We start from the raw sequence: 20938 nt of genomic DNA, 5'->3' as shown, positions 1-20938 counted from the left end.
TAGAGGACGACGGTGGTCGGGCGGGTGCCGGGTGAGCTCTGGCTACTGCTCGCTGCGCAGTCCGCGGAGGGTGTACTCGAGACGCCTGCGGTAGCCCTCGCGGGGCTGCTGGGCACAGGCGCGGGCGATGATGCCGCGCTCCCAGATGAGGAGGTAGACGTCCTCGGCCGTGAGGTCGTCCCTGACCACGCCGGTCGCCTGGGCGTCGCCGAGGAAACCTCCGGCGGCCTTGCTGGCGTGCTCGCACAGCGCGACCACCTGCTCGGAGCCGGGCAGGGCGCGCAGCAGGACGTCGTTGGCGGCGGGCTCGTCGTACTGGAGCAGCCAGATCTGCCGGAGGTAGCTCTCGAACCGCTCGACCGGGTCGTCGATGGCGCTCACCGCCGTGATGATGCCCGTGATGCGTTCGGCGACCAGCTCCTCGACCACGGCGTCGATCAGCCCTTGCCGGCCCCCGAAGCGGTGGTAGATGGTGCCCTTGCTGACGCCCGCCGCGCGCGCGACCTCGTCGAGCGGGCTGTTCAGGCCGTGCGCGCGGAACACGTCGAGGGCGGCCACCCGGATGCCCTCGACGTTGCGCCGCGCATCGGCGCGCAGCCGCGGAGGGTCCGCCGTCATCGGCCGGCGCCTGCCGGTGTGGTGCCGACGGCGGGGGAGCCGACGGTCTCGGCCCAGCTCGTGTCCAGAGCCTGCAGGAACGCCTCGACCGGCTGCGCGCCGGAGACGGCGTACTTGCCGGCGAACACGAAGAACGGAACCCCCTGGATCCCGTACTGCCGGGCCTGCTGGATGTCCGCCTCGACGGCGTCGGCGAACTCGCCGCTGGTCAGGGCTGCGCCGGCGGCGTCACGGTCGAGGCCGACGTCGGCGGCCAGGTCGCCGAGCACCTGGCGGTCGGCCACGTTGAGGCCTTCGGTGAAGTAGGCCTGGAACAGCCGCTGGACCATCTCGTGCTGCTTGCCCTGCGTGGCGGCGAAGTGGCTGAGCTGGTGCGCGGTGCGCGTGCCGACGGCCTGGGCGTCGTCGAGGTGATAGTCCAGCCCGATCTGCCGCGCGCGCTCGGCGACCTGATCGTTCATCGCCTGCGCCTGGTCGCGCGGCAGGCCGTGCTTGGCCGACAGCAGCTCGGTCGGGCTGACCGGGGTGTCGTCGTCGGAGAGCTCCGGCATCAGGAGGAAGCTGTGGTACCGGACGTCGACGCCGGAGGCATGCGGGAACTTCTCCAGCGCCTGCGCCAGCAGGGTGTCGCCCATGTAGCAGAACGGGCACATCACGTCGCTCCACACGTCGACCACCAGCCGGTCCGTGGCCTGGCCGAAGGCCTCGCCGGCCATCAGGAGCACACTCCGTCCACGTCGCAGACGCCGAACGACTCGCCGGTGGGCAGCAGCTCGAACGGTGACGGGATGGTCGCGCCGCCGTCGACGGCGGCCTCGGATGCCTGGTCCGCGGGGGCGTCGACCGCAGGGGCCGGCTCCGTGACCGCATTACTTGACGTCATGGTCAAGAACCTTAGCCACAACTTGACCAGCGGGTCAACATGCCCGTTCCTCGTGAGCTCCCCGTGGCCGCGGACGGGCGGTGCGGCTCAGCCGTTCCGGGCCGCGATGGACAGCAGCGCCTCCAGCTGCGGCAGCTGCGCCGCGCCCGGCGGTCGGATGGCGCGCAGCTCGCGGACGAAGCGCAGGGCCTTGACGGGGACACGAACCAGCCGGCCTGCCGTCAGGTCGTCCCGGACCGCCAGGATGCTGAGCACCGCGGGGGCCGCACCGGAGGCGACGGCCGTGCGGACGCCGGCGGTCGTCGGGAGCTCGGCCAGCGGGTCCGGGATCTCGTGCCCTGCGTCGGCAAGGATCTGCTCCGCGCTGAGCCGGGTGCCCGAGCCCTTCTCGCGCGTGACGAGCGGCGTGCGCGCGAGCTCGGCGGCGCTCACGCCGCGGCGTCGGGCCCATGGGTGTTGTGGCGCGACGACGACGACCAGCTCGTCCTTCGCGACGGTGGAGCTGACGAGGCTGGGGATCTCCGCGGGCGTCTCGACGAAGCCGAGCTGGTGGCTGCCGTCGGTGACCAGCTCGATGGCGTGCGTGCTGTTCGTTGCGGTCACGGAGACGGCGTGCTCGGTGTGGTCCCGGCCCCGGAGCGTCATGAGCCAGCGGGGGAGCAGGTACTCGGCGACGGTCAGGCTCGCGGCGATGGCCAGTGGTCTGGCGTGTCCAGCCGTGCGCAGTGCCGCGACGCCGGCGTCGAACCGGTCGGCGGCCTCGACGGTCTCGGCGGCCCACTGCGCCGCCATCGTGCCGTCGAGCGTGAGCGAGCTGCCGCGGGGCCCGCGGACCAGGAGGGCGACACCGAGCTGTCGTTCGAGCCGGCGCATCCGGATCGAGGCAGCTTGCTGGGTGATGCCCAGCGTCCTGCTGGCAGCGGTGATCGACCCGACCTCGGCGATCGCCGAGAGGAGGCGGAGCGTCGGCAGGTCCACGCCGCTCCCAGCTACAACGTGAGGTTGTGGTTCCACAATGAGATGGAGGATACCGGGCGGGTCGACCGGTGGGGAGACTGAGGCGCATGGCCCGCTTCAGCATCGCCCACGTGACCCCGAACTGGTTCGCCTCCGTGATGGGTACCGGGATCGTCGCCACCTCCGCCGTGACGCTGCCGGTCCAGCTTCCTGGCCTGCGTCCGGGTGCGCTCGGCGTCTGGCTGCTCGCGTCCGCGATGCTCGTCTTCTTCCTGACCGCCACCGTGCTGCACTGGGTGCGGCACCCCGCTGCCGCGCGCGCCCACCACTCGGACCCGGTGATGGCGCACTTCTACGGTGCCCCGCCGATGGCCCTGCTCACCGTGGGCGCTGGGACGCTCCTCGTCGGACGTGACGTGGTGGGGCTCGAGGCCGCCGTCGCGATCGACACGGTGCTCTGGTCCGCGGGGACCGTCGGCGGGCTGGTCAGCGCGGTCGCGGTGCCCTACCTCGCCTTCACGCGCCACCAGAACCCGGCCGACGCCGCGTTCGCCGGATGGCTCATGCCGGTCGTCCCGCCCATGGTCTCCGCGGCCACGGGGGCACTGCTGCTGCCGTATCTCCCGGCGGGTGAGGCGCGCCAGACGATGCTCCTGGCGTGCTTCGCGATGTTCGGTCTGAGCCTGATCGCGTCGCTCGTGATCATCCCCCAGCTCTGGAGCCGGCTGATGCACCATCAGGTGGGCGCGAGCCGGATGATCCCCACGCTGTGGATAACCCTTGGTCCGCTCGGCCAGTCGGTCACCGCGGCGAACCTGCTGGCCGCCAACGCCGCCGGGACCTTCGGGGCGAGCTTCGGCAGGGGGCTGATGTACTTCGCCGTCGTCTTCGGGGTCTCGGTCCTCGGCTTCGCCCTGCTCTGGGCCGCGATCGCCACCGCGATCACCGTGCGTGCCGCCGTCCGCGGGCTGCCGTTCTCGTTGACCTGGTGGTCGTTCACCTTCCCGGTCGGGACGTGCGTCACCGCGGTCGCGGGGCTGGCGGCCCACACCGGGCTCACGGCGCTCGTGATGCTGTCCGTGCTGCTCTTCGCGGGTCTGGTGGCGGCATGGGCGACCGTCGCCGTCCGGACCGCCTTGGACACCTTCGGCGGGGGACGGACCGTGCGACGGACCGTGCGACGGGTGGCAGACGTGCCGGTCGCGGAGCGTCCGGAGCCTGTGGCCGTGGCGCCGGCGGCTGCCGTGCTGCCGGCCGACGCGCTCGCCGAACCGCGCGCCATGACCACGGTGGGTTGAGCGGCGGCGAGCCGCCCCCCTGGCCGCGGGCGTCAGCCGCGCACGGCGACGGCACCGGCCGCGGCCGCCCAGGACAGGGCACGCAGGCAGCCCGACCGGATGTCGTCGAGGTGCGCGGCGAGCTGTGCGGGGGCGTCGCGGTTGAGGCCCTGGCGTACCGCCGTCAGACCGGGGCCCAGCCGGAGGTGCAGGCCCCAGGTGAGATGGGCGGTGGCGAAGCCGAGGGCCGCTGCGGGGCGGAGGTCGGTGCCCGCCAGGTCGCTGACCGCACCGCCGTAGGCCTCGAGGAGTGCTGGCTCGTCCAGCTCGCCGTGGCCCCCGAAGGCTCGGTAGAGCGAGACGAACGTGCCCAGGTCGAAGCCCACCGGGCCGACGCCGACGTGCTCCCAGTCGATCAGGGCGAGGGCGCCGTACGGGTCCAGGCCGGCGTTGCGCGGGGTGAGGTCACCGTGCACCAGCGTGCTGGGCAGCTCCGCCGCGCGGGTACCCAGCTCTCCGGCTGCGTCCAGGCAGGTGTGCAGGCTGCGTACCTGCTCGGGAGTGAACAGTGCCCTGAGCCGCGCGTCGTCGGCCAGCGCATCGAGGTTCGCGTGGCCTGCCGGAACGTGATGGGCGTAGGCGGCGTAGCCCGCCAGCTCCAGCCAGGGGGCGTCGAGCAGGCCGGGGCGTACCGATCCAGGGACGTACAGCAGCGCTGCGCGCCGGGCGGCGGTCGTTGCGGAGTCCGGGGTCCAGCACTGCTGCAGGACGGCGCCGATGTCGCGCATCACGAGCCAGGTGCGGTCGTGGTGCCGGAACACCGTCGCGGCGGACGGCGTCGTCAGCCCGCTGGGAAGCAGGTCGGAGATGCCGCTGCCGTAGAAATGGGCCTCGCGGCGGTCCAGCAGGCGGTCGCGCGAGTCGAGCAGGGTCTGGCGACCCCAGCCGAGGATCTTGACGATCCACGGGGACGTGCAGGCGTGCGGCGTCGCGACGCTCGCCCGGAGGACCGCCGCCTGCCCCAGACCGGTGGACAGGTCCCGTACCGAGAGCACCCGCGCGCCGGCGCCCCAAGGGCCCTCGTGGGAGGCGAGGGCGGCCTCGACCGTCTCGGCGTCGGGCAGGGTGCGCTCGGTCATCTGTTCCTCACGGCGGCGGTGCTGTGGAGACGTGGACGAAGGACATCCGACCACGACGGGAGGAACAATGAAATTCCGTTCTTGATGCGGATGTCGAGAGGCTGCTCCCGGCTCCGTCCCAGGGGCAGCAGCGGCTACGAGGAGCCGCCGTGACAACGGGAGTGATGATGATGGAGCAGAACGAGATCACCGAGATCCTGAACCGGCCGGTCAGCCAGGAGCTGTTGGCCAGGGACCTGACGCGCCTCGCCTACGTCGCCAAGGACGGCACGCCACGCAACGTCCCGATCGCGTTCGTCTGGAACGGCACGGAGATCGTCATGTGCACGACGAAGAACGCACCGAAGCTGCCGGCCCTGCGCGCGAACCCGATGGTCGCGCTGACGATCGACACCGAGGTGCACCCGCCCAAGATCCTGCTCGTCCGCGGTCCCGCCGAGCTCGACGTCGTCGACGGCATCCCGGACGAGTATCTCGAGGCGAACACCACCTACGAGATGACGCCGGAGCAGCGCGTCGAGTGGGAGGCGGAGGTGCGCTCGCTCTACGTCGACGGCATGGTGCGGGTCGTCGTGACACCGACCTGGGTCAAGCTGATCGACTTCGAGACGACGCTGCCGAGCGCGGTCGAGGAGCTGGTGCGGCAGCGGGCGGAGCGGCAGGGGGCGTGAGCGGGCGGGCTTGAGGGCGGGGTCTGGGGGCGGGGGCCTGAGGGGTGCTGGGCGTGCCCTGCCGCTCGGTTGCTGCTCCTCAGGTCGCCACCCGGTGTCGAGCCTGAACCGACCGAGGCGGCAACCCGGCATAGCCTGGAGCCGAACCCGACGGAAGGAAGCACCATGTCCCGTGTTCTGATCATCGGTGGCCACGGCAAGATCGCGCTCCGGCTCGCCCCGCTGCTGGTCGAGCGAGGCGATGTCGTCACGAGCGTGATCCGCAACCCGGACCACCAGGACGAGGTCGCGGCAACGGGCGCGATCCCGCTGATCGCCGACGTCGAGCACCTCGACGTCGATGGCCTCGTCACCGTGGTGGAGGGGCACGACGCGCTGGTCTGGTCGGCCGGCGCGGGCGGCGGGAACCCGGAGCGCACCTACGCCGTCGACCGCGATGCCGCCATCCGCACGATGGACGCGGCGAACGAGGCGGGCGTCATGCGCTACGTGATGGTGTCGTACCTCGGCGCCCAGCCCGACCACGGCGTGCCGGAGGACAACTCGTTCTTCGCCTACGCGGAGGCGAAGGCCGCGGCCGACGAGCACCTGCGCGCCTCGGCCCTCGACTACACGATCCTGCAGCCCGGACCGCTCACCATGGACGAGCCGACGGGGCTCATCGAGGTGGTCAACCCAGGCGACGGCCGGGTCTCGCGGGCCGACGTCGCGGCGGTGGCCGCAGCGGTCCTTGCCGACGACAGCACCGTGGGCCGCACCATCCCGTTCGGCAACGGTCGGACCCCGATCGCGCAGGCGGTCGCCGTGACCGAGGCCTGATCCGTCGGCAGGGCGGGAGCGATCACTCCGACTGAGCAGTTGTCGGAGGCTCGCGTCGTCGCCCCTGCGTTCCGCCTACGATCGGCAGATGCCTCAGCTGATCGTCGCCGCGCTCGTCGCTCTCACACTGACCGCCTGCCAGGGCGGCCCGAGCGCCGAGGCGGAGGCGGGGCACGGCGCAGGTCAGGGCACCGCGTCCGTCGAGGTCGCCGACGTGACCCTTCCGCCCGTCAGCGGGCAGTTCGACTATCAGCTCGGTGCCGCCTACGACCTCGACGGCGGGCTCGACGTCGTCGTACGGGACGCCACAGCGGCCACCGCCGCAGGGGCCTACAACATCTGCTACGTCAACGGGTTCCAGACCCAGCCCGGCCAGGCGGACCTCTGGCTCGACGGCAACGAGGACCTGCTGCTGCACGACGCCGCCGGCGAGCTCGTCATCGACCCCGACTGGCCCGACGAGTACGTCCTCGACCCCTCGACGCAGGGGCAGCGCGACCGCATCCTCGGCATCCTCGGTCCCGTGATCACAGGGTGCGCCGACGCGGGCTTCGAGGCGGTGGAGATCGACAACCTCGACACCTGGACCCGGTTCAGCGAGCCGAGCACCGGCCTGATCGAGCAGGCGGACGCCCTGGCGCTCGCGGGCTCCTACATCGACATCGCCCACGAGGCGGGCCTCGCCATCGGGCAGAAGAACGCCGCCGAGGCGACGACGCAGGGCCGCGAGCTCGGGTTCGACTTCGCGGTCACCGAGGAGTGCGCCGCCTACGACGAGTGCGGCTCGTACACCGGCGTCTATGGGGAGCACGTGCTCCAGATCGAGTACACCGACAACCTCCCCGAGGACTTCGCCGCCGTCTGCGCCGACCCGGCCCGTGCGCCGCTGACGATCCTGCGCGACCGGGACCTGGTGGGACCCGACCAGGCCGCCTACGCGTACGAGCAGTGCTGAGCGGCCGGCCGCGGTGACGTCCCGGGGCCGGCGGGGTAGTGCTGACGCCACCGATGCTTATCCTCGACGCATGACTTCCCCCCTCGCACCGCCGTCGGACCCCCGTGAGACGGGCACGACCGGACGCAGGGGTCTGCTCACCGAGCACATCGCGCGGCAGCTGGAGCAGCAGATCCGCACGGGCGAGTGGGCGGTGGGTACCAAGCTGCCCTCGGAGCGCGAGCTCGCGGTGCAGTTCAGCGCGAGCCGGAACGTGATCCGGGAGGTGCTGCGCCGCCTCGAGGCCACCGACCTCATCGAGGTGGCGCCCGGACGCGGATCGTTCGTCACCGAGCAGTCCTCCGCGCACGCCAGGGGATACGACGCGCTCTACCGCACCGAGCGGCCGACCGTCCGGCAGCTCATCGAGGCGCGCATCCCGCTCGAGGTCGAGATCGCGGGGCTGGCCACGGAGCGGGCCTCCGACGAGGAGGTCGAGGCGATCGTCCGTGCGCTCGACCGGGTCGAGTCGGCGGGCGACGTCGTCGACAAGGCGCGCGAGGACCTCCGCTTCCACGACACGATCGCCGCCGCCTGCGGCAACCCGGTGCTGCGGATCATGCTGTCGTCGATCGGCGGCATGATGTTCGAGATGATGCTGCGCTCGAACTCCGACCCGCGGATCGGGGAGCCGGGGGTGCCACACCACCCCGAGATCGTCGAGGCGATCCAGGCGCGCGACGTCGAGCTGGCCCGGGAGCGCATGCGCGAGCATCTCGCGCTCGGGCTACGGACGTACGGCCCGGATCTCGACGTCGGCCTCGACCTGATGGCCTCCCGGCACATCGAGACGCTGCTGGAGCGGTAGCGGCGGCACTCGACGTCGTCGACCTGCGACGGCGTCACCCTGCCGGGCGTGCTCCCGTCGACGCGCGGCGGTGCAGCACGGGCGGAGGGTCCGACAACGTGAGCCGGTCCCCGTTCGTCCCGGCCAGCAACGTCTTGACCGCTACCGTCCCGACCTCGTGCAACGGCAGGCTGACGGCCGTGAGCGACGGGGCGAGGTGCTCGTTGATCCAGGTGTCGTGCACCGCCGCGACGGACAGGTCACGCGGGACGACCATGCCGTGCCGCCCGACCGCCCCGAGCATGCCGATGCCGATCAGGGAGTTGCCGGCGATCAGGGCCGACGGCCGGTCCGTCCCGGGTCCCCAGCGCCGCACGAGCTCGTCGACGCCGGCCCGTCCGCCGTCGGCCGACCACTCGCCGTGGACCCGGTCGTCCTCGCGGAGCTCCAGACCTGCCGCGTCGAGGGCTGAGACGATGCCCTCCTCGCGCAGGCGGTTGGTCATGGACTGCCGAGGACCGGAGACCAGGCCGATGCGCCGGTGCCCGAGCTCGATCAGATGCTGGGTGAGCAGACGCGTCGCGGCGGGCTCGTCCGGGAAGACCTGGGTCGCCCCCTCGTGGTCGACCTCGGTCGGGGCGTTGACGACGACGGTGGGAAGTGCCTGCGCGATGTCGCCTATCCGCAGGTCGAGCTCGCTGTGCCCGCCCTGCATGATGATGCCGTCGACCCGTCGCCCGCTGATGAAGATCCGGAACGCATCGTCGTCATCGAGGAGCTCGTCGACGTCGCCGAGCACCAGGAAGTAGCTGTGGCGGGCCGCTTCCTCGCGGGCCCCGCGCATCAGCTCCAGGTAGATGGGGCTGGACAGGTCGTGGACGACGAGGCCGATGAGCCCGGTCCGGCTGACGCGGAGGCTCTTCGCCGCCACGTTGGGGACGTAGCCGAGGCGTGCCGCCGCCTCGACGATGCGTGCCTTGGTGGCGGGTGCGGCCCGCGCCGCCGGGTCACCGTTGAGGACCCGGGAGGCCAGCGCGGGGGACACCTGGGCCGCCGCCGCGACGTCGGCCAGCCGGACGGGGCCGCTGCGTGGTCCGGGTCGAGCCGTCGTGTGCTGCCCGGATGCGTTCATGGCCCCACTATGCCGGGCTGGGTGGAGCGGCGGCCAACGGGCGGCCGCTCCACCGCCAGGTCATGCTTCGACGGATCGTGCCGCGGTGCTCGCGCCGGCGGCCACGCGGGTCTCCGGCAGCAGGAACATGCCGAGGGCGGCCAGCCCGAACAGCACGGCGCAGTACAGCGCCACCAGCTCGAACCCGCCCCCGGCCGCCGTGGTGAGTGATGCGGCGACGAACGGCAGGGTGCCGCCGACGAGGGCCCCGGTGATCTCGCGGCTGAACGTGACCCCGGTGTAGCGGTACCGGACCTCGAACAGCTCCGACATGAAGCCCGACTGGGCCGCCAGCATCGCGTCGTTGCAGAACGTGAAGATCAGGACGAGCGCGGCCCACACGAGGACCGGGGTACCCGTGTCGAGCAGGAAGAAGAACGGGTAGATGAGCACCAGGGCGCCGAGCGCCCCCGCGAGGAACACCGGACGGCGCCCGACCCGGTCCGAGATCCAGCCGGCGAGCGGGATCGTCACGAGCTTGAGGAGGTTGCCGATCAGGATGCCGGTGAGCCCGACCCACGAGGGGGCTCCCACGGAGGCGGTCAGGTAGGTCAGCGCGTACACCGACGGGAGATAGCTCGCGACGTTGGGCCCGATGCTCGCGAGCATCGCGAACGGGATCTTCCGCCCGGCGGTCCGGAAGAGCTCCCCGATGGCCACCCGGGGGACGTCGCCACGGGTCTTCGTCGCGACGAACTCCGGGCTCTCGGCCACCCGCAGCCGGATGACGACGCCGGTGATGCTGACGGCGATGCTCAGCAGGAACGCCACACGCCAGCCCCAGGACAGGAAGGCCTCCTGCGGGAGGGTGGTGCTGAGCAGGGTCAGGACGCCGGTCGCCAGGAGCGCGCCGACGGCGTTCCCCGCGCCCGGGATCGAGGCGTTCAGGCCGCGCGCGCCGTCCCGGGAGTGCTCCGCCGCCAGCAGCGTCGCGCCGGCGTACTCGCCGCCGGCGCCGAAGCCCTGCAGCACCCGCAGGACGATCAGCAGGACCGGTGCCGCGACACCGATGCTCGCGTAGCTCGGGACGAGGCCGATCAGGGTCGACGAGAGACCCATCAGGACGAGCGTGAGGAAGAGCATCTGCCGTCGGCCGTATCGGTCGCCCAGGTGCCCGATGATGAGGCCACCGACGGGACGGGCGAAGAACCCGACCGCGAACGTGGCGAACGACGCGAGCGTCGCGGTCACCGGGTCCTGGCTCGGGAAGAACACGGCGGGGAAGACCAGGGCGCTGGCCGTCCCGTAGAGAGAGAAGTCGTACCACTCGAGTGCGGTGCCGACGGTGGCGCCGATGGTGGCCTTGTTGATCCGGAACGTCATCGTTTCCTTCCTAACCTTTCAGAGCGAGGCGCACGGAGACGGTGGCGGACGTCGTCGCACCGTCGGTCCTCCGTGCGGAACCTGTCAGTCGGAGGAACCCTCCGAAGTGGCTGACGCGGGCGAATGTGGTGGCGGCCGTCTCGAGCGTCGTTCCCTCGTCGAGCCAGCGGATGCCGTCGGCGCTGATCTGCACGCGCAGCTCGACGTGGGTGCCTGGCTCGGGGTCGTGCAGCTCGACGAAGAAGATGGCCTCGTCGGCCCACCCGCATTCGTACGGGTGGGTCTCGAACCGCTGGCCGACGTCCTGCCTGAGCTCGATCACGGAGCTGTAGAAGTTCTTCACGCCCGCTCTCCCTGCTCGGCGGAGATCAGCACGGAGTCGAGGAACAGGGACACCCGTCGATCGGTGTCGGCCTCGACGAAGAACACGGGGTTGAGCAGGCCCTCGATGTCGTTGTAGGCAGGTGCCAGGGTCGGCCGCGCGTCCTCGGGGAAGCGGAAGCTCCTGCTCCCGACGCGGAACTCCTCGTAGCGGCGCCCTACGACGTCGACCGTCAGGGAGAACGGTGTCCAGTTCAGCTTGTCGTCCGACTCGTTGTAGATCAGGTGCTGCTCGCCGTCCTCGAACCAGGTGGTCGCGACGGTCGACCCGTCGGCGCGGCGCTCGCCGAACCACTGCGGATCGATGCCGGCCTTGTGCCACCCGTCGGCGCCATAGCTCCACTCCTCGTCGGTGGCGTCCGTAGGGCTGTAGTACTGCCAACGGCGTACTGGTTCGCCTGCGACGGCGTTCACGTAGCGGACGCCGGGCATGTACCGGTGCTCGCTGTCCTGGAGGTCCACGAACATGCCGAACGCGCGCAGGTCGTTGACCCCGAGCCCTGGCCGGTCCTGCTCGGCCTTGTGCGCGATGAGCGCCTCGAACCGCAGCCGGCGGGTGTCACGGGGCACGGAGAGCCGCTTGATCGCCAGGCCCATCGACCCGGGTGCGGGGGGCTCGTCGGCCGGGCCCGCTGCTGCGCGGCTCGAGAGCTTGAGGGAGTAGGTGCCGCTCGCCGAGCCGTGTGTTCCTCCGAACGCGAAGGTCGCGGAGCTGAGCATGGTCGGGCCCCAGTGGATGAGGTCGATGTCCTCCGAGTGCTCACGGAACCCGGGGGCCACGAAGTTCGGGCGCAGGTCGAGCCACCCGCTCATGCCGTTGTCGAAGTCGTCCGCCACGAGGATCCGTGGCAGCGGGTCGAAGAACCCGGAGGGGAAGAAGGTCATGGTTCCTAGCCGTTCAGGTCGCCTCGTCGGCGACGTTTCCAGTGAACAATCGATTTATCATTTGTACGTCGGTGTGCTGCCCGTGTCAACAGAGCTCCCTGCGGGGCGTTTGGGTCACCGTCTCCACCGTGCTAGCGTGCAACTGGTCCTACCAGTTGGACCACAGCGATCCTTCCTTCGTCGAGTGCTGGGTATCTGCGCCGTCCGAGCCGTCCAGGCACACCTACCCAGCGCTCGACGAGCTGGCCACACACGGAGGTGTGACGCACGCATGACACTGCCAACGAGCCCTCGGCGCGCCGGCGAGCTGACCCGACGGTCGTTCGGCGTGCTCGCCGCTGCGTCCGTGCTGGCGGCCTGCTCGCGCGGGCCGCAGACGGCCGCTCCTGACGCTCCGTTGCGGGTGCTCGCGATCAACCACGTCTGGACACAGGCGATCGCCCGCTACCTCCCCGAGTTCGAGGAGAAGATCGGCCGCCGGGTGACCATGCGGATGCTCACCGCCGACCAGCTCACGTCGAGCTTCAACGTCAAGCTCAACGCGTCGGCCACCGACATCGACGTCATGACGATCCGGCCGCTGCAGGACCAGCTGATGTTCGCCCGCAACGGGTGGATCGCCGACCTCACCGACCGGGTCGACGGCGACACCGGCTTCCGCTGGACCGACTTCCAGGAGGCTCCGCGGGAGCGGTCGACCGTCGGTGGCGCGGCCGTCAGCGTGCCCGTGGTGACCGAGCGTCCGGCGCTGTACTACCGCAAGGACCTGCTCGAGGACTTCGGCGGAGCGCCGCGGACCCTCGACGACATGCTCGACATCGCCCTGGAGCTCGAGCGGCGCAGCGAGGGTTTCTTCGGGTATGTCGGCCGGGGGCAGCGCAACGGCGCCGTCTCGCAGTGGTCCAGCTTCCTCTACTCCTTCGGCGGCGACTTCACCCACGACGGCCGGTCGGGCATCGGCTCGCCCGAGGCGATCGCCGCCTACCAGTACTACGGGCGCCTGCTGCACGAGGCAGGACCGCCCGGGGTCACGAACATGAGCCTCGAGCAGGCCATGCCGATCTTCGCGCAGGGCAAGTCCGCCATGTACATCGACGCGGACGCGATCTACAGCAACTTCCTCGACGAGAAGATCTCCACGGTCACCGACACCGTGGGCTTCGCGCCGTTCCCGGCCGGCCCGGCCGGCTCCGTCCCGCACAACATCCCGTCCTGGAGCCTCGCCATCAACGAGTTCTCGCTCCTGCGCGACGACTCCTGGGAGTTCCTGCGCTGGGCCACCAGCCCCCAGATGGTCGCCCGGCTGCAGTCCGAGGGCATCCCGGGCGCCCGGCAGTCCGTCTGGGACGACCCGGAGACGCTGGCGTCCTTCCCGGCAGAGCTCGCGGAGACCATGCGGGTCAACGCAGCCAACGGCATCGGGCACGACCGCCCCGACGTCATGCAGGTGGGCCGCGCCCGCGACATCGTCGGCCGCCCGCTCGTGTCCGGCATCCTCGGCGAGGACGTGCCGGCCGTCGCCGCCGACGCGGACGCCGAGTTCAACGACTTCCTCGTCCGTGACAACCGACAGCGGGAGTTCTGATGACGACGACCACCACGCGCGCCGCCGTCGGCGCCGCACCCGGCAGCCGCCCGCAGGCGGCCGAGAAGCCCCTCGTGACCTTCGAGCAGGCGAACCGCCGCCTCAAGTGGGCCCTGCTGTCCCCGGCTCTCGGGTTCGTCGGGCTGATGATCGTGTTCCCCCTGGCGTTCACCATCAACCTCAGCCTCACCGACGCGTTCGGCGCCGTGAACGCGGGCAACGCCTACGTGGGCCTGCAGAACTTCGCAGACGCGCTCACGGACACCCGGCGGTTCTGGCCCGCGGTGGGACGGACCGTCACCTTCACGCTCGGCGCCGTCGTCCTGGAGACGGTGCTCGGGCTGGCGCTCGCGATGCTCCTGCGCAAGGCGTTCCGCGGCATGGAGATCGTCCGCACCATCCTCATGGTCCCGCTGCTGGCCACGCCGGTCGCCATCGGCATCCTCTGGATGCTCATCCTCGACCCCACCAACGGCATCGCGAACCATCTGCTCGGATTCGTGGGCATCCCGCCGCAGGAGTTCCTCGGGTCGGTCTCGCAGTCGCTGCCGACCCTGATGCTGATCGACGTCTGGCAGTGGACGCCGATGATGACGGTGCTGCTGCTGGCCGGACTCACCACGCTCCCCGAGGAGCCGGAGGAGGCTGCCCGGGTCGACGGCGCCAACGCGTGGCAGCGGTTCGTCCACATCATCCTGCCGATGCTGCGCACCACGATCCTCACCGCCCTGGTGCTCCGCGGCGTCGACGCGCTCAAGACGTTCGACCTGATCTACGCGACCAAGGGGCCGGGCGGCGGCTCGGACTTCGAGGCCGAGACGCTGAACGTCTACGCCTACGGCCTCACCTTCGACTACCAGGAGTACGGCCTCGCCTCGGCCGTCCTGGTCCTGTTCACGCTGTTCATCGTCGCGATAGTGGTGGTGCTGCGGCGCCGGACCGAGAGGAGCGCCTCGTGAGCGCCGTGACCACCCCCGCCCCCGACCGCACCCCGGCGCGGGTCCCGCAACGCATCGTGGCCCGACGGCGGTCCCGCCCACAGCGGGTGCTCGGCGTGCTGCGCGCCGTGCTGATCGTCGTCGTGTGCGCCGTGATCGCCCTGCCGATCGTCTGGATGATCGCCGCAGCCCTCAAGACGAACGTCCAGGTCACCGACCCCACCGTCGGGCTGGCCTTCACCCCCACCTGGGACAACTTCCGCAACGTCCTGGCCGACGGCGTGCTCGTGCAGTCGCTGACGAACTCGCTGATCATCGGCGTCGTCTCGACGGCGCTGAGCGTGGTCATCGCCGTGCCCGCCGCGTGGGCCGTCGGCCGGTTCCGGATGCGCCGCACCGGCTCCATCGTGCTCGTGGCCCGCATCGTCCCGGCCATCTCGCTGCTGGTGCCCTGGTACTACATGTTCGCGCAGCTCGGCCTGGTCGGCAGCCACCTGGTGCTGATCCTGAGCCACATGTTCGTGTCCGTGCCGCTGATCCTGTGGATCATGATCGGGTTCTTCGAAGGCCTGCCGGTCGAGCTCGAGGACGCCGCGCGGACCGACGGTCTCTCCGCCTTCGGGGCGTTCCTGCGCATCGCGCTGCCGCTGGCGGCGCCGGGCACGGCGTCCGCCGCCGTGCTGGCGTTCATCTTCAGCTGGAACAACTTCATCTTCGCCCTGATCCTCGCGGACGAGCGGACCATGACGATGCCCGTGCTGCTGTTCAACTTCATGTCCTACGCGAGCACCGACTGGGGCGGTCTGATGGCGGCCGCGACCCTCATGACCGTGCCGGTGCTCCTCGCCGCTGTCTTCGGGCAGCGCTATCTCGTGGCGGGCCTCACCGCCGGTGCCACCAAGGGCTGACGGCGTTCGTCCGCACCCACCCCATCCCGCCAACAGAGAGTCTCCGCATGAAGATCGTCGACGCGAAGGTCGTCGTCACCTCGCCCGGCCGCAACTTCGTCACGCTCCAGATCACCACGGACGACGGTGTGACAGGGCTCGGCGACGCCACCCTCAACGGTCGTGAGCTCGCCGTCGTCAGCTACCTGCGGGACCACGTGGCCCCGCTGCTGATCGGGCGCGACCCGCACCGGATCGAGGACGCCTGGCAGTACCTGTACCGAGGCGCCTACTGGCGGCGCGGCCCGGTCACCATGGCGGCCATCGCGGCGGTCGACGTCGCCCTGTGGGACATCAAGGCGAAGGTCGCCGGCCTGCCGCTGTACCAGCTGCTCGGCGGCGCCAGCCGGGACCGGATCCGTGCCTACGGGCACGCGAACGGCTCCAGCCTGGCGGAGATCTTCGACTCCGTCCGGGCGCTGCAGGAGCGCGGCTACCAGGCCATCCGCATCCAGAGCGGGGTCCCGGGGCTGCAGTCGGTCTACGGTGTCCACACGGCGCCGTCGGCCGACGGGTCCGCACCGGACGTGCTCGCCCAGCCTGCCGTGGAGGACTGGGACACCGCCGCGTACCTGCGGTACATCCCGCGGGTCTTCGAGGCGGTCCGCAACGAGTTCGGCCCGGACCTGCCGCTGCTGCACGACGCGCACCACCGGCTGTCGCCGATCGAGGCGGCCCGGCTCGGCAAGGACCTCGAGCCGTACGACCTGTTCTGGCTGGAGGACTGCACGCCCGCCGAGGACCAGGAGGCGCTGCGCCTGGTGCGGCAGCACACGACGACGCCGCTGGCGATCGGCGAGGTGTTCAACACCGTGTTCGACTACCAGACCCTCATCGACGACCGGCTCATCGACTACGTGCGCTCCGCCGTCACGCACTTCGGCGGCGTCAGCCCCATGAAGAAGCTGTTCGACTACGCGGGCCAGCGCGGCATCAAGAGCGCCATCCACGGGCCGGAGGACATCTCGCCGGTGGGGATGGCCGCTGCCCTGCACCTGGACCTGGCGGTCCACAACTTCGGCATCCAGGAGTACTCGGGGCACACGGACCTCACCAACGAGGTCTTCCGGCACGCCTACACGTTCCAGGACGGCTACCTGCACCCCGGCGAGGTCCCCGGCATCGGCGTCGAGCTGGACGAGGAGCTGGCCGCCGCGCACCCGTACGAGCCCGGCTACCTGCCGGTCAACCGCCTGAAGGACGGCTCGGTCCACGACTGGTAGACCCCGCTCCCACGCCCCACGACGACGCGGAACCCATCCAGGTCCGGGTCGGCGCCGAACCACCTGAGCAGACACGATCGGAGGTTCTCGTGGGGCAGACTGGGGCGGTGGCCTCACCACCAGCCCGAACCGCGTCGCGCGACGCTGTCGACGCACTCCTCACGGCGTGCGCCGGGGGCGACCCGACGTCGTTCACGCCTGTCTACGACGCGCTCGGACCGGTGGCATACGGCGCGTCGCTCGGTGTCCTGCGCGACCCCGACCATGCGGCAGAAGTGACCCAGGAGGTGATGGTGGAGGTGTGGCAGACAGCAGCACGATTCGACGCGGCGCGCGGTTCCGCCCGTACCTGGGTCGCGACGCTCGCGCGCCGGCGCGCGGTCGACCGCGTGCGCTCCGAGCAGTCCCGCAGGAACCGCGACCAGCGGGACACCGACCTGCGCATGGGTGAGGCTCCGCTCGACGTCGTCGTCGAGGACGTCGAGCGGAACCTCGAGGGCTCGGCCGTGCGCCGCTGCATCGAAGGACTTACCCCGACCCAGCGGGAAGCGGTGGTCGTCGCGTACTACGGCGGCCTGACCTATCGCGAGGTCGCCGAGCAGCTCGGTGCCGCGCTCCCGACCGTCAAGAGCAGGATCCGCGACGGGCTGGGTCGGCTTCGCGAATGCCTGGGGGTGCGTCGTGGCTGACTCCGCGAACAACGGTGAACGGCGCAGCGGGAACGCCGACGTGTGGGACCTGCTGCCCGGGTACGCGCTGGACGCTCTCGACGACGCGGAACGACGCGCGGTCGACGGGCTCCTCGAGTCCGACCCCGCCGCGCGCAGGGCACTCGACGAGTACCGCGACGTCGTCGCGGCGTTCGCCGTCGACACCGCGCCCCCCGCCCACCTGCGCGCGAGCGTCCTCGAGCGGGTGCAGCGCACACCCCAGGTGGGCGCCCCGCCCGCGGCCCCGCCACCGGGTCCCGGTCCGACGGCGGCCCGCGACGACGTCGTCGACCTCTCGTCCCGTCGTCGAGCGCGTCGCTGGGGCATCGCGGCCACCGCGGTGGCTGCTGTGGCGGCGATCGCCGTCCCGACGACGATCGCCGTGCAGGTCACTGCCGAACGTGACCGGCTGCGTGAGCAGAGCGAGATCGTGTCCGAGATGCTCGTCGACCCCGACGCCTCCATCCTGCGCGGCACCGTCGAGGGCGGTGGCGCCGCGTCGGTGCTGGTCGCCGACGGCGACATGCTCTTCCGGGCCGACGACCTGCCCGAGCCCGCCGAAGGCAAGGCCTACCAGCTCTGGGTCGTGGCGGCCGACGGCAGCGTCTCCTCGGCAGGCGTCCTGTCGCTCCGGGACGGCGAGACGTCCTCGCTGGTCCGGGGCGTCGACGGCGTCGGGATGGCCGTGTCGGTCGAGCCGGAGTCCGGCTCGGAGCAGCCGACGACGGACCCGATCGTCGTACTGGGCGCCTAGCCCTCGAGCCTTCCACCGGCAGTCCCGGACCGCACAGGCGAACGGCCCGTCCCGACCTCTGCGGTCGGGACGGGCCGTCGGGCGTTCAACGCCGGTCGCCGGCGGGGTGCTGCAGGGTCACATCGTGGGCAGGAGGACCGAGTCGACGAGGTAGACGGTCGCGTTCTGCGTCATGACGCCACCACAGATCACCTTGGCGTCGTTCACCATGAGCTCGTCATCGCTGCCGCTGACCTCGATGGTGCCGCCCTGGACGGTCGTCTGCTCGCCGACCACCTGGTCGGGGGTGAGCTGGCCGGGCACCACGTGGTAGGTGAGGATCTCGGTCAGCATGTCGGCGTCCGTCGACAGCGTCTCCATCGTCTCGGCATCGATCGCCTTGAAGGCGTCGTCCACCGGCGCGAAGACGGTGAACTCGTCACCGTTCAGCCTGTCGACCAGGTTGACGTCCGGGTTGACCTCGCCGCTCACGGCAGCGACCAGCGTCGTGAGCAGCGGGTTGTTGGACGCCGCGACCGCCACCGGGTCGGTGGACATACCGGTGACCGAGCCGGGGCCGTCCGGCACCTCTTCGGCGTACGCGGCACAGCCAGGTCCGACCAGGTTCGCGGCCGGGTCGGCAGCCATGTCCTCGGACATCTCGTCCGACGGCTCCTCCTCGGGCGCCGGGGCTTCCTCGGTCGCAGCGGTCTCGCTCGCACCGGTCGCCTCGTCCGCTGAGCCGGAGCTGCAGGCTGTGAGGCCGAACACGGTCAGGGCGGCGATGCCGGCGGCTGCGTAGGACTTTCGGGTTCGAACGTTCATCGGTCTCTCCTCGGTATGTCGTCGTCCCGCGTCTCACGGGCCGTCTTGACCGTGGTTCGGAGCCGACGGCCGCCCGGATGGGAGTCGGACGGCACGAGTTCTTCGACCACCCGGATCGCCCGCCGCACGCACCTGGAGTACCTGCCGTACCCATCCGGAACGGCCCGTGCGCCGAACCCGCCACATGGGAACCCTCATCGTCATCGGCCTCCTGGGAGGCCTCATCACCGGGATATCGCCGTGCATCCTGCCGATGCTGCCCGTGATCTTCTTCGCGGGTGGTGTGCAGGGCGCTCGTACGCCGGGCTCCGCCGACACAGCCGGCACGGGCGCCGGCGGTACGGCAACCGCGGTGCGCACCCGGCGCTCGCTGCGCCCCTACATCGTCATCGTGGGGCTGGTTCTCAGCTTCAGCGTCTTCACGCTGCTCGGCTCTCTGCTGCTCTCCGTGCTGGGCCTGCCCCAGGACCTGCTGCGCTGGGCGGGCATCACACTGCTCGTGCTGCTGGGCATCGGCATGATCGTGCCCCGGTTCGAGACCGTCCTCGAACGCCCCTTCCAGCGCATCGCCGTGTTCGGGGCGAAGCGCGGCGCGGCGCGGCAGGACCGGGGCGCGTTCGCCCTCGGCCTGGGCCTCGGCGTGCTCTACGTGCCGTGCGCAGGACCGGTCCTCGCCGCGATCACGGTCGCGGGCGCAACGGGCAACATCGGATCGGGGACGGTCGCCCTCACGGTGTCGTTCGCCGTCGGCGCGGCCCTCCCGCTCCTCCTGTTCGCCCTCGCCGGGCGGCGCATCGCCGAGCGGGTCCAGGCCTTCCAGCGCCACACGAAGGCCATCCGGACCGGTGGCGGCGTGATCGTGATCCTGCTGGCCATCGCCCTCGCGTTCAACCTGCCCGCGGCGATCCAGCGGCAGCTCCCCGACTACACGGGTGCGCTCCAGCAGCGCGTCGACTCCTCGGAGACGGTGCGCGAGGCGCTCGACCTCGGCGGGCTCGTCACCGACGAGAACCGTGAGCTGTCCAACTGCTCGAACGGCGCACCCGTGCTCGAGGACTGCGGCACGGCACCGGAGATCCGCGGCATCGACACCTGGCTCAACACGCCGGAGGGCAAGGCGCTGAAGCTGGAGGCCCTGCGCGGCGAGGTCGTGCTCGTCGACTTCTGGACCTACTCGTGCATCAACTGCCAGCGTGCGATCCCGCACGTCAACGCGTGGTACGACCAGTACAGGGACGTCGGCGAGGGGTTCGAGGTGATCGGCGTCCACACGCCGGAGTTCGCCTTCGAGCGCGAGACGCGCAACGTCATCGCCGGCGCCGAGAACCTCGACGTGACCTACCCGATCGCCCAGGACAACTCCTATGCCACCTGGACCGCCTACCGGAACCGGTACTGGCCGGCCCAGTACCTGATCGACGCCGAAGGCACGGTCCGGCACATCCGGCTGGGCGAGGGCGGCTACGAGCAGACCGAGAAGCTCATCCGTGAGCTCCTGACCGACGCCGATCCCGGCGTGGACCTGCCGGAGCCCACCACCGTGCAGGACACGACACCGGACGACGCGATCACGCCCGAGACGTACTTCTCCATCAAGCGCGTCATCAACTACGCGGGTGAGCCGGGCTATGCGGCAGGCCGCACGAAGTTCGTCCTCGAGGACGAGCAGAAGCAGGACACGTTCTCGCTCGGCGGGACCTGGGAGATCGACTTCCAGGGCGCGCGGGCGCTGTCCGACGACGCACGGGTACGCCTCGCGTACCGGTCGGCCGACGTCTTCGTGGTCCTCGGCGGTGAAGGGACCGTCGAGGCGACGGTGACCGCCGACGGACGGCCGGCCACCACGAACATCGACGTCTCGGGCAGCCCGCGACTCTATCCGCTCCTGGAGGGTGACGAGCCGACCGCTGGACTCGTGGACCTCGAGGTCCCCGAGGGCGTGCAGGTCTACACCATGACGTTCGGCTGATCCCCGGGGGGCGGCCGGTGGCGGCCGCCCTGTCCGGGCGCTGTCCGGGTGCTGTTCGCGGGCTGCCCGCACGCTGCCGGACGGCGACCCGGGGTTTCCACTT

At 71.0% G+C, this 20938-nt stretch carries 22 protein-coding genes; 12 read left to right on the top strand and 10 right to left on the bottom strand.

Annotation, left to right across the window (positions count from 1 at the left end):
* Positions 1 to 42 precede the first annotated feature (42 nt).
* From ACFS27_RS07825 to ACFS27_RS07810, 4 genes are all read right to left on the bottom strand, one after another.
* Positions 43 to 618 (bottom strand): TetR/AcrR family transcriptional regulator, encoded by a 576-nt coding sequence (locus ACFS27_RS07825; protein ID WP_377181660.1) that lies wholly within the window; start codon positions 616 to 618, stop codon positions 43 to 45.
* Positions 615 to 1334, bottom strand: a complete 720-nt coding sequence (locus ACFS27_RS07820; protein WP_377181658.1) for a DsbA family oxidoreductase — start codon at positions 1332 to 1334, stop codon at positions 615 to 617. The genes ACFS27_RS07825 and ACFS27_RS07820 overlap by 4 nt, the downstream gene beginning before the upstream one ends.
* A complete protein-coding gene (locus ACFS27_RS07815; protein ID WP_377181656.1) occupies positions 1334 to 1501 on the bottom strand; it encodes a hypothetical protein in 168 nt (55 codons plus the stop codon). Before ACFS27_RS07815 ends, ACFS27_RS07820 begins: the two co-directional genes overlap by 1 nt.
* Before the next feature lie 87 nt (positions 1502 to 1588).
* Entirely contained in the window at positions 1589 to 2479 is an 891-nt protein-coding gene (locus tag ACFS27_RS07810) for a LysR family transcriptional regulator (RefSeq protein ID WP_377181654.1), read from the bottom strand.
* An 86-nt stretch (positions 2480 to 2565) separates the two neighbouring features.
* Between ACFS27_RS07810 and ACFS27_RS07805 the strand changes: the two genes are divergently transcribed.
* Positions 2566 to 3756 (top strand): TDT family transporter, encoded by a 1191-nt coding sequence (locus tag ACFS27_RS07805; protein WP_377181652.1) that lies wholly within the window; start codon positions 2566 to 2568, stop codon positions 3754 to 3756.
* Positions 3757 to 3788: 32 nt separating this feature from the next.
* Here ACFS27_RS07805 and ACFS27_RS07800 read toward each other — a convergent pair whose 3' ends face one another.
* Entirely contained in the window at positions 3789 to 4874 is a 1086-nt protein-coding gene (locus tag ACFS27_RS07800) for a phosphotransferase family protein (protein WP_377181650.1), read from the bottom strand.
* A gap of 149 nt (positions 4875 to 5023) precedes the next feature.
* On the opposite strand from ACFS27_RS07800, the gene ACFS27_RS07795 reads away from it, so the two are divergent.
* The 4 genes from ACFS27_RS07795 (at position 5024) to ACFS27_RS07780 (ending at position 8166) form a co-directional block, all read left to right on the top strand.
* Entirely contained in the window at positions 5024 to 5545 is a 522-nt protein-coding gene (locus ACFS27_RS07795) for a pyridoxamine 5'-phosphate oxidase family protein (RefSeq protein ID WP_377181648.1), read from the top strand.
* Between the two features lie 165 nt (positions 5546 to 5710).
* Entirely contained in the window at positions 5711 to 6364 is a 654-nt protein-coding gene (locus ACFS27_RS07790) for an NAD(P)H-binding protein (protein ID WP_377181645.1), read from the top strand.
* Between the two features lie 88 nt (positions 6365 to 6452).
* The gene (locus ACFS27_RS07785) at positions 6453 to 7319 is read left to right on the top strand and encodes an endo alpha-1,4 polygalactosaminidase (RefSeq protein WP_377181643.1); all 867 of its coding nucleotides are present in this window, start codon (positions 6453 to 6455) and stop codon (positions 7317 to 7319) included.
* Between the two features lie 70 nt (positions 7320 to 7389).
* The gene (locus ACFS27_RS07780; protein WP_377181641.1) at positions 7390 to 8166 is read left to right on the top strand and encodes a FadR/GntR family transcriptional regulator; all 777 of its coding nucleotides are present in this window, start codon (positions 7390 to 7392) and stop codon (positions 8164 to 8166) included.
* A gap of 34 nt (positions 8167 to 8200) precedes the next feature.
* Here ACFS27_RS07780 and ACFS27_RS07775 read toward each other — a convergent pair whose 3' ends face one another.
* From ACFS27_RS07775 to ACFS27_RS07760, 4 genes are read right to left on the bottom strand one after another with little or no spacing between them, the layout of a single operon-like run.
* Positions 8201 to 9277 (bottom strand): LacI family DNA-binding transcriptional regulator, encoded by a 1077-nt coding sequence (locus ACFS27_RS07775; protein WP_377181639.1) that lies wholly within the window; start codon positions 9275 to 9277, stop codon positions 8201 to 8203.
* A gap of 60 nt (positions 9278 to 9337) precedes the next feature.
* Positions 9338 to 10639: an MFS transporter gene (locus tag ACFS27_RS07770; RefSeq protein ID WP_377181637.1), complete on the bottom strand. Its 1302-nt coding sequence runs from the start codon at positions 10637 to 10639 to the stop codon at positions 9338 to 9340.
* Positions 10640 to 10649: 10 nt separating this feature from the next.
* On the bottom strand, positions 10650 to 10982 hold the full coding sequence (locus tag ACFS27_RS07765; RefSeq protein WP_377181635.1) for a hypothetical protein: 333 nt from the start codon (positions 10980 to 10982) through the stop codon (positions 10650 to 10652).
* Positions 10979 to 11905: a DUF6772 family protein gene (locus ACFS27_RS07760; protein ID WP_377181633.1), complete on the bottom strand. Its 927-nt coding sequence runs from the start codon at positions 11903 to 11905 to the stop codon at positions 10979 to 10981. The genes ACFS27_RS07765 and ACFS27_RS07760 overlap by 4 nt, the downstream gene beginning before the upstream one ends.
* Positions 11906 to 12176: 271 nt before the next feature.
* Between ACFS27_RS07760 and ACFS27_RS07755 the strand changes: the two genes are divergently transcribed.
* From ACFS27_RS07755 to ACFS27_RS07730, 6 genes are all read left to right on the top strand, one after another.
* On the top strand, positions 12177 to 13490 hold the full coding sequence (locus ACFS27_RS07755; protein ID WP_377181631.1) for an ABC transporter substrate-binding protein: 1314 nt from the start codon (positions 12177 to 12179) through the stop codon (positions 13488 to 13490).
* Positions 13490 to 14449: a carbohydrate ABC transporter permease gene (locus ACFS27_RS07750; RefSeq protein WP_377181629.1), complete on the top strand. Its 960-nt coding sequence runs from the start codon at positions 13490 to 13492 to the stop codon at positions 14447 to 14449. Before ACFS27_RS07755 ends, ACFS27_RS07750 begins: the two co-directional genes overlap by 1 nt.
* Positions 14446 to 15336: a carbohydrate ABC transporter permease gene (locus ACFS27_RS07745; protein WP_377181627.1), complete on the top strand. Its 891-nt coding sequence runs from the start codon at positions 14446 to 14448 to the stop codon at positions 15334 to 15336. The genes ACFS27_RS07750 and ACFS27_RS07745 overlap by 4 nt, the downstream gene beginning before the upstream one ends.
* A gap of 47 nt (positions 15337 to 15383) precedes the next feature.
* On the top strand, positions 15384 to 16598 hold the full coding sequence (manD, locus tag ACFS27_RS07740; protein WP_377181625.1) for a D-mannonate dehydratase ManD: 1215 nt from the start codon (positions 15384 to 15386) through the stop codon (positions 16596 to 16598).
* A 107-nt stretch (positions 16599 to 16705) separates the two neighbouring features.
* The gene (sigK, locus tag ACFS27_RS07735; protein ID WP_377181623.1) at positions 16706 to 17287 is read left to right on the top strand and encodes an ECF RNA polymerase sigma factor SigK; all 582 of its coding nucleotides are present in this window, start codon (positions 16706 to 16708) and stop codon (positions 17285 to 17287) included.
* Positions 17280 to 18062: an anti-sigma factor gene (locus ACFS27_RS07730; protein WP_377181621.1), complete on the top strand. Its 783-nt coding sequence runs from the start codon at positions 17280 to 17282 to the stop codon at positions 18060 to 18062. The genes sigK and ACFS27_RS07730 overlap by 8 nt, the downstream gene beginning before the upstream one ends.
* Positions 18063 to 18179: 117 nt before the next feature.
* Here the strand turns inward: ACFS27_RS07730 and ACFS27_RS07725 are convergent, their stop codons facing one another.
* Entirely contained in the window at positions 18180 to 18866 is a 687-nt protein-coding gene (locus ACFS27_RS07725; protein ID WP_377181619.1) for a fasciclin domain-containing protein, read from the bottom strand.
* 184 nt (positions 18867 to 19050) lie between these two features.
* On the opposite strand from ACFS27_RS07725, the gene ACFS27_RS07720 reads away from it, so the two are divergent.
* The gene (locus tag ACFS27_RS07720) at positions 19051 to 20835 is read left to right on the top strand and encodes a cytochrome c biogenesis protein CcdA (protein ID WP_377181617.1); all 1785 of its coding nucleotides are present in this window, start codon (positions 19051 to 19053) and stop codon (positions 20833 to 20835) included.
* Positions 20836 to 20938: the final 103 nt, after the last annotated feature.

It is taken from the genome of Promicromonospora vindobonensis (assembly GCF_042685865.1).
In the GTDB taxonomy this organism is placed as follows: domain Bacteria; phylum Actinomycetota; class Actinomycetes; order Actinomycetales; family Cellulomonadaceae; genus Promicromonospora; species Promicromonospora vindobonensis.
Note: the sequence above shows the minus strand (reverse complement) of the source record. Positions and strands in the feature narration are given on the sequence as shown.

Excerpts from the sequence above, each read along its gene's own strand:
- ACFS27_RS07825 (WP_377181660.1), bottom strand. The coding sequence starts at position 618 with ATGACGGCGGACCCTCCGCGGCTGCGCGCCGATGCGCGGCGCAACGTC.
- ACFS27_RS07820 (WP_377181658.1), bottom strand. The coding sequence starts at position 1,334 with ATGGCCGGCGAGGCCTTCGGCCAGGCCACGGACCGGCTGGTGGTCGAC.
- ACFS27_RS07815 (WP_377181656.1), bottom strand. The coding sequence starts at position 1,501 with ATGACGTCAAGTAATGCGGTCACGGAGCCGGCCCCTGCGGTCGACGCC.
- ACFS27_RS07805 (WP_377181652.1), top strand. The coding sequence starts at position 2,566 with ATGGCCCGCTTCAGCATCGCCCACGTGACCCCGAACTGGTTCGCCTCC.
- ACFS27_RS07800 (WP_377181650.1), bottom strand. The coding sequence starts at position 4,874 with ATGACCGAGCGCACCCTGCCCGACGCCGAGACGGTCGAGGCCGCCCTC.
- ACFS27_RS07790 (WP_377181645.1), top strand. The coding sequence starts at position 5,711 with ATGTCCCGTGTTCTGATCATCGGTGGCCACGGCAAGATCGCGCTCCGG.
- ACFS27_RS07785 (WP_377181643.1), top strand. The coding sequence starts at position 6,453 with ATGCCTCAGCTGATCGTCGCCGCGCTCGTCGCTCTCACACTGACCGCC.
- ACFS27_RS07780 (WP_377181641.1), top strand. The coding sequence starts at position 7,390 with ATGACTTCCCCCCTCGCACCGCCGTCGGACCCCCGTGAGACGGGCACG.
- ACFS27_RS07775 (WP_377181639.1), bottom strand. The coding sequence starts at position 9,277 with ATGAACGCATCCGGGCAGCACACGACGGCTCGACCCGGACCACGCAGC.
- ACFS27_RS07770 (WP_377181637.1), bottom strand. The coding sequence starts at position 10,639 with ATGACGTTCCGGATCAACAAGGCCACCATCGGCGCCACCGTCGGCACC.
- ACFS27_RS07760 (WP_377181633.1), bottom strand. The coding sequence starts at position 11,905 with ATGACCTTCTTCCCCTCCGGGTTCTTCGACCCGCTGCCACGGATCCTC.
- ACFS27_RS07755 (WP_377181631.1), top strand. The coding sequence starts at position 12,177 with ATGACACTGCCAACGAGCCCTCGGCGCGCCGGCGAGCTGACCCGACGG.
- ACFS27_RS07750 (WP_377181629.1), top strand. The coding sequence starts at position 13,490 with ATGACGACGACCACCACGCGCGCCGCCGTCGGCGCCGCACCCGGCAGC.
- manD (WP_377181625.1), top strand. The coding sequence starts at position 15,384 with ATGAAGATCGTCGACGCGAAGGTCGTCGTCACCTCGCCCGGCCGCAAC.
- ACFS27_RS07725 (WP_377181619.1), bottom strand. The coding sequence starts at position 18,866 with ATGAACGTTCGAACCCGAAAGTCCTACGCAGCCGCCGGCATCGCCGCC.
- ACFS27_RS07720 (WP_377181617.1), top strand. The coding sequence starts at position 19,051 with ATGGGAACCCTCATCGTCATCGGCCTCCTGGGAGGCCTCATCACCGGG.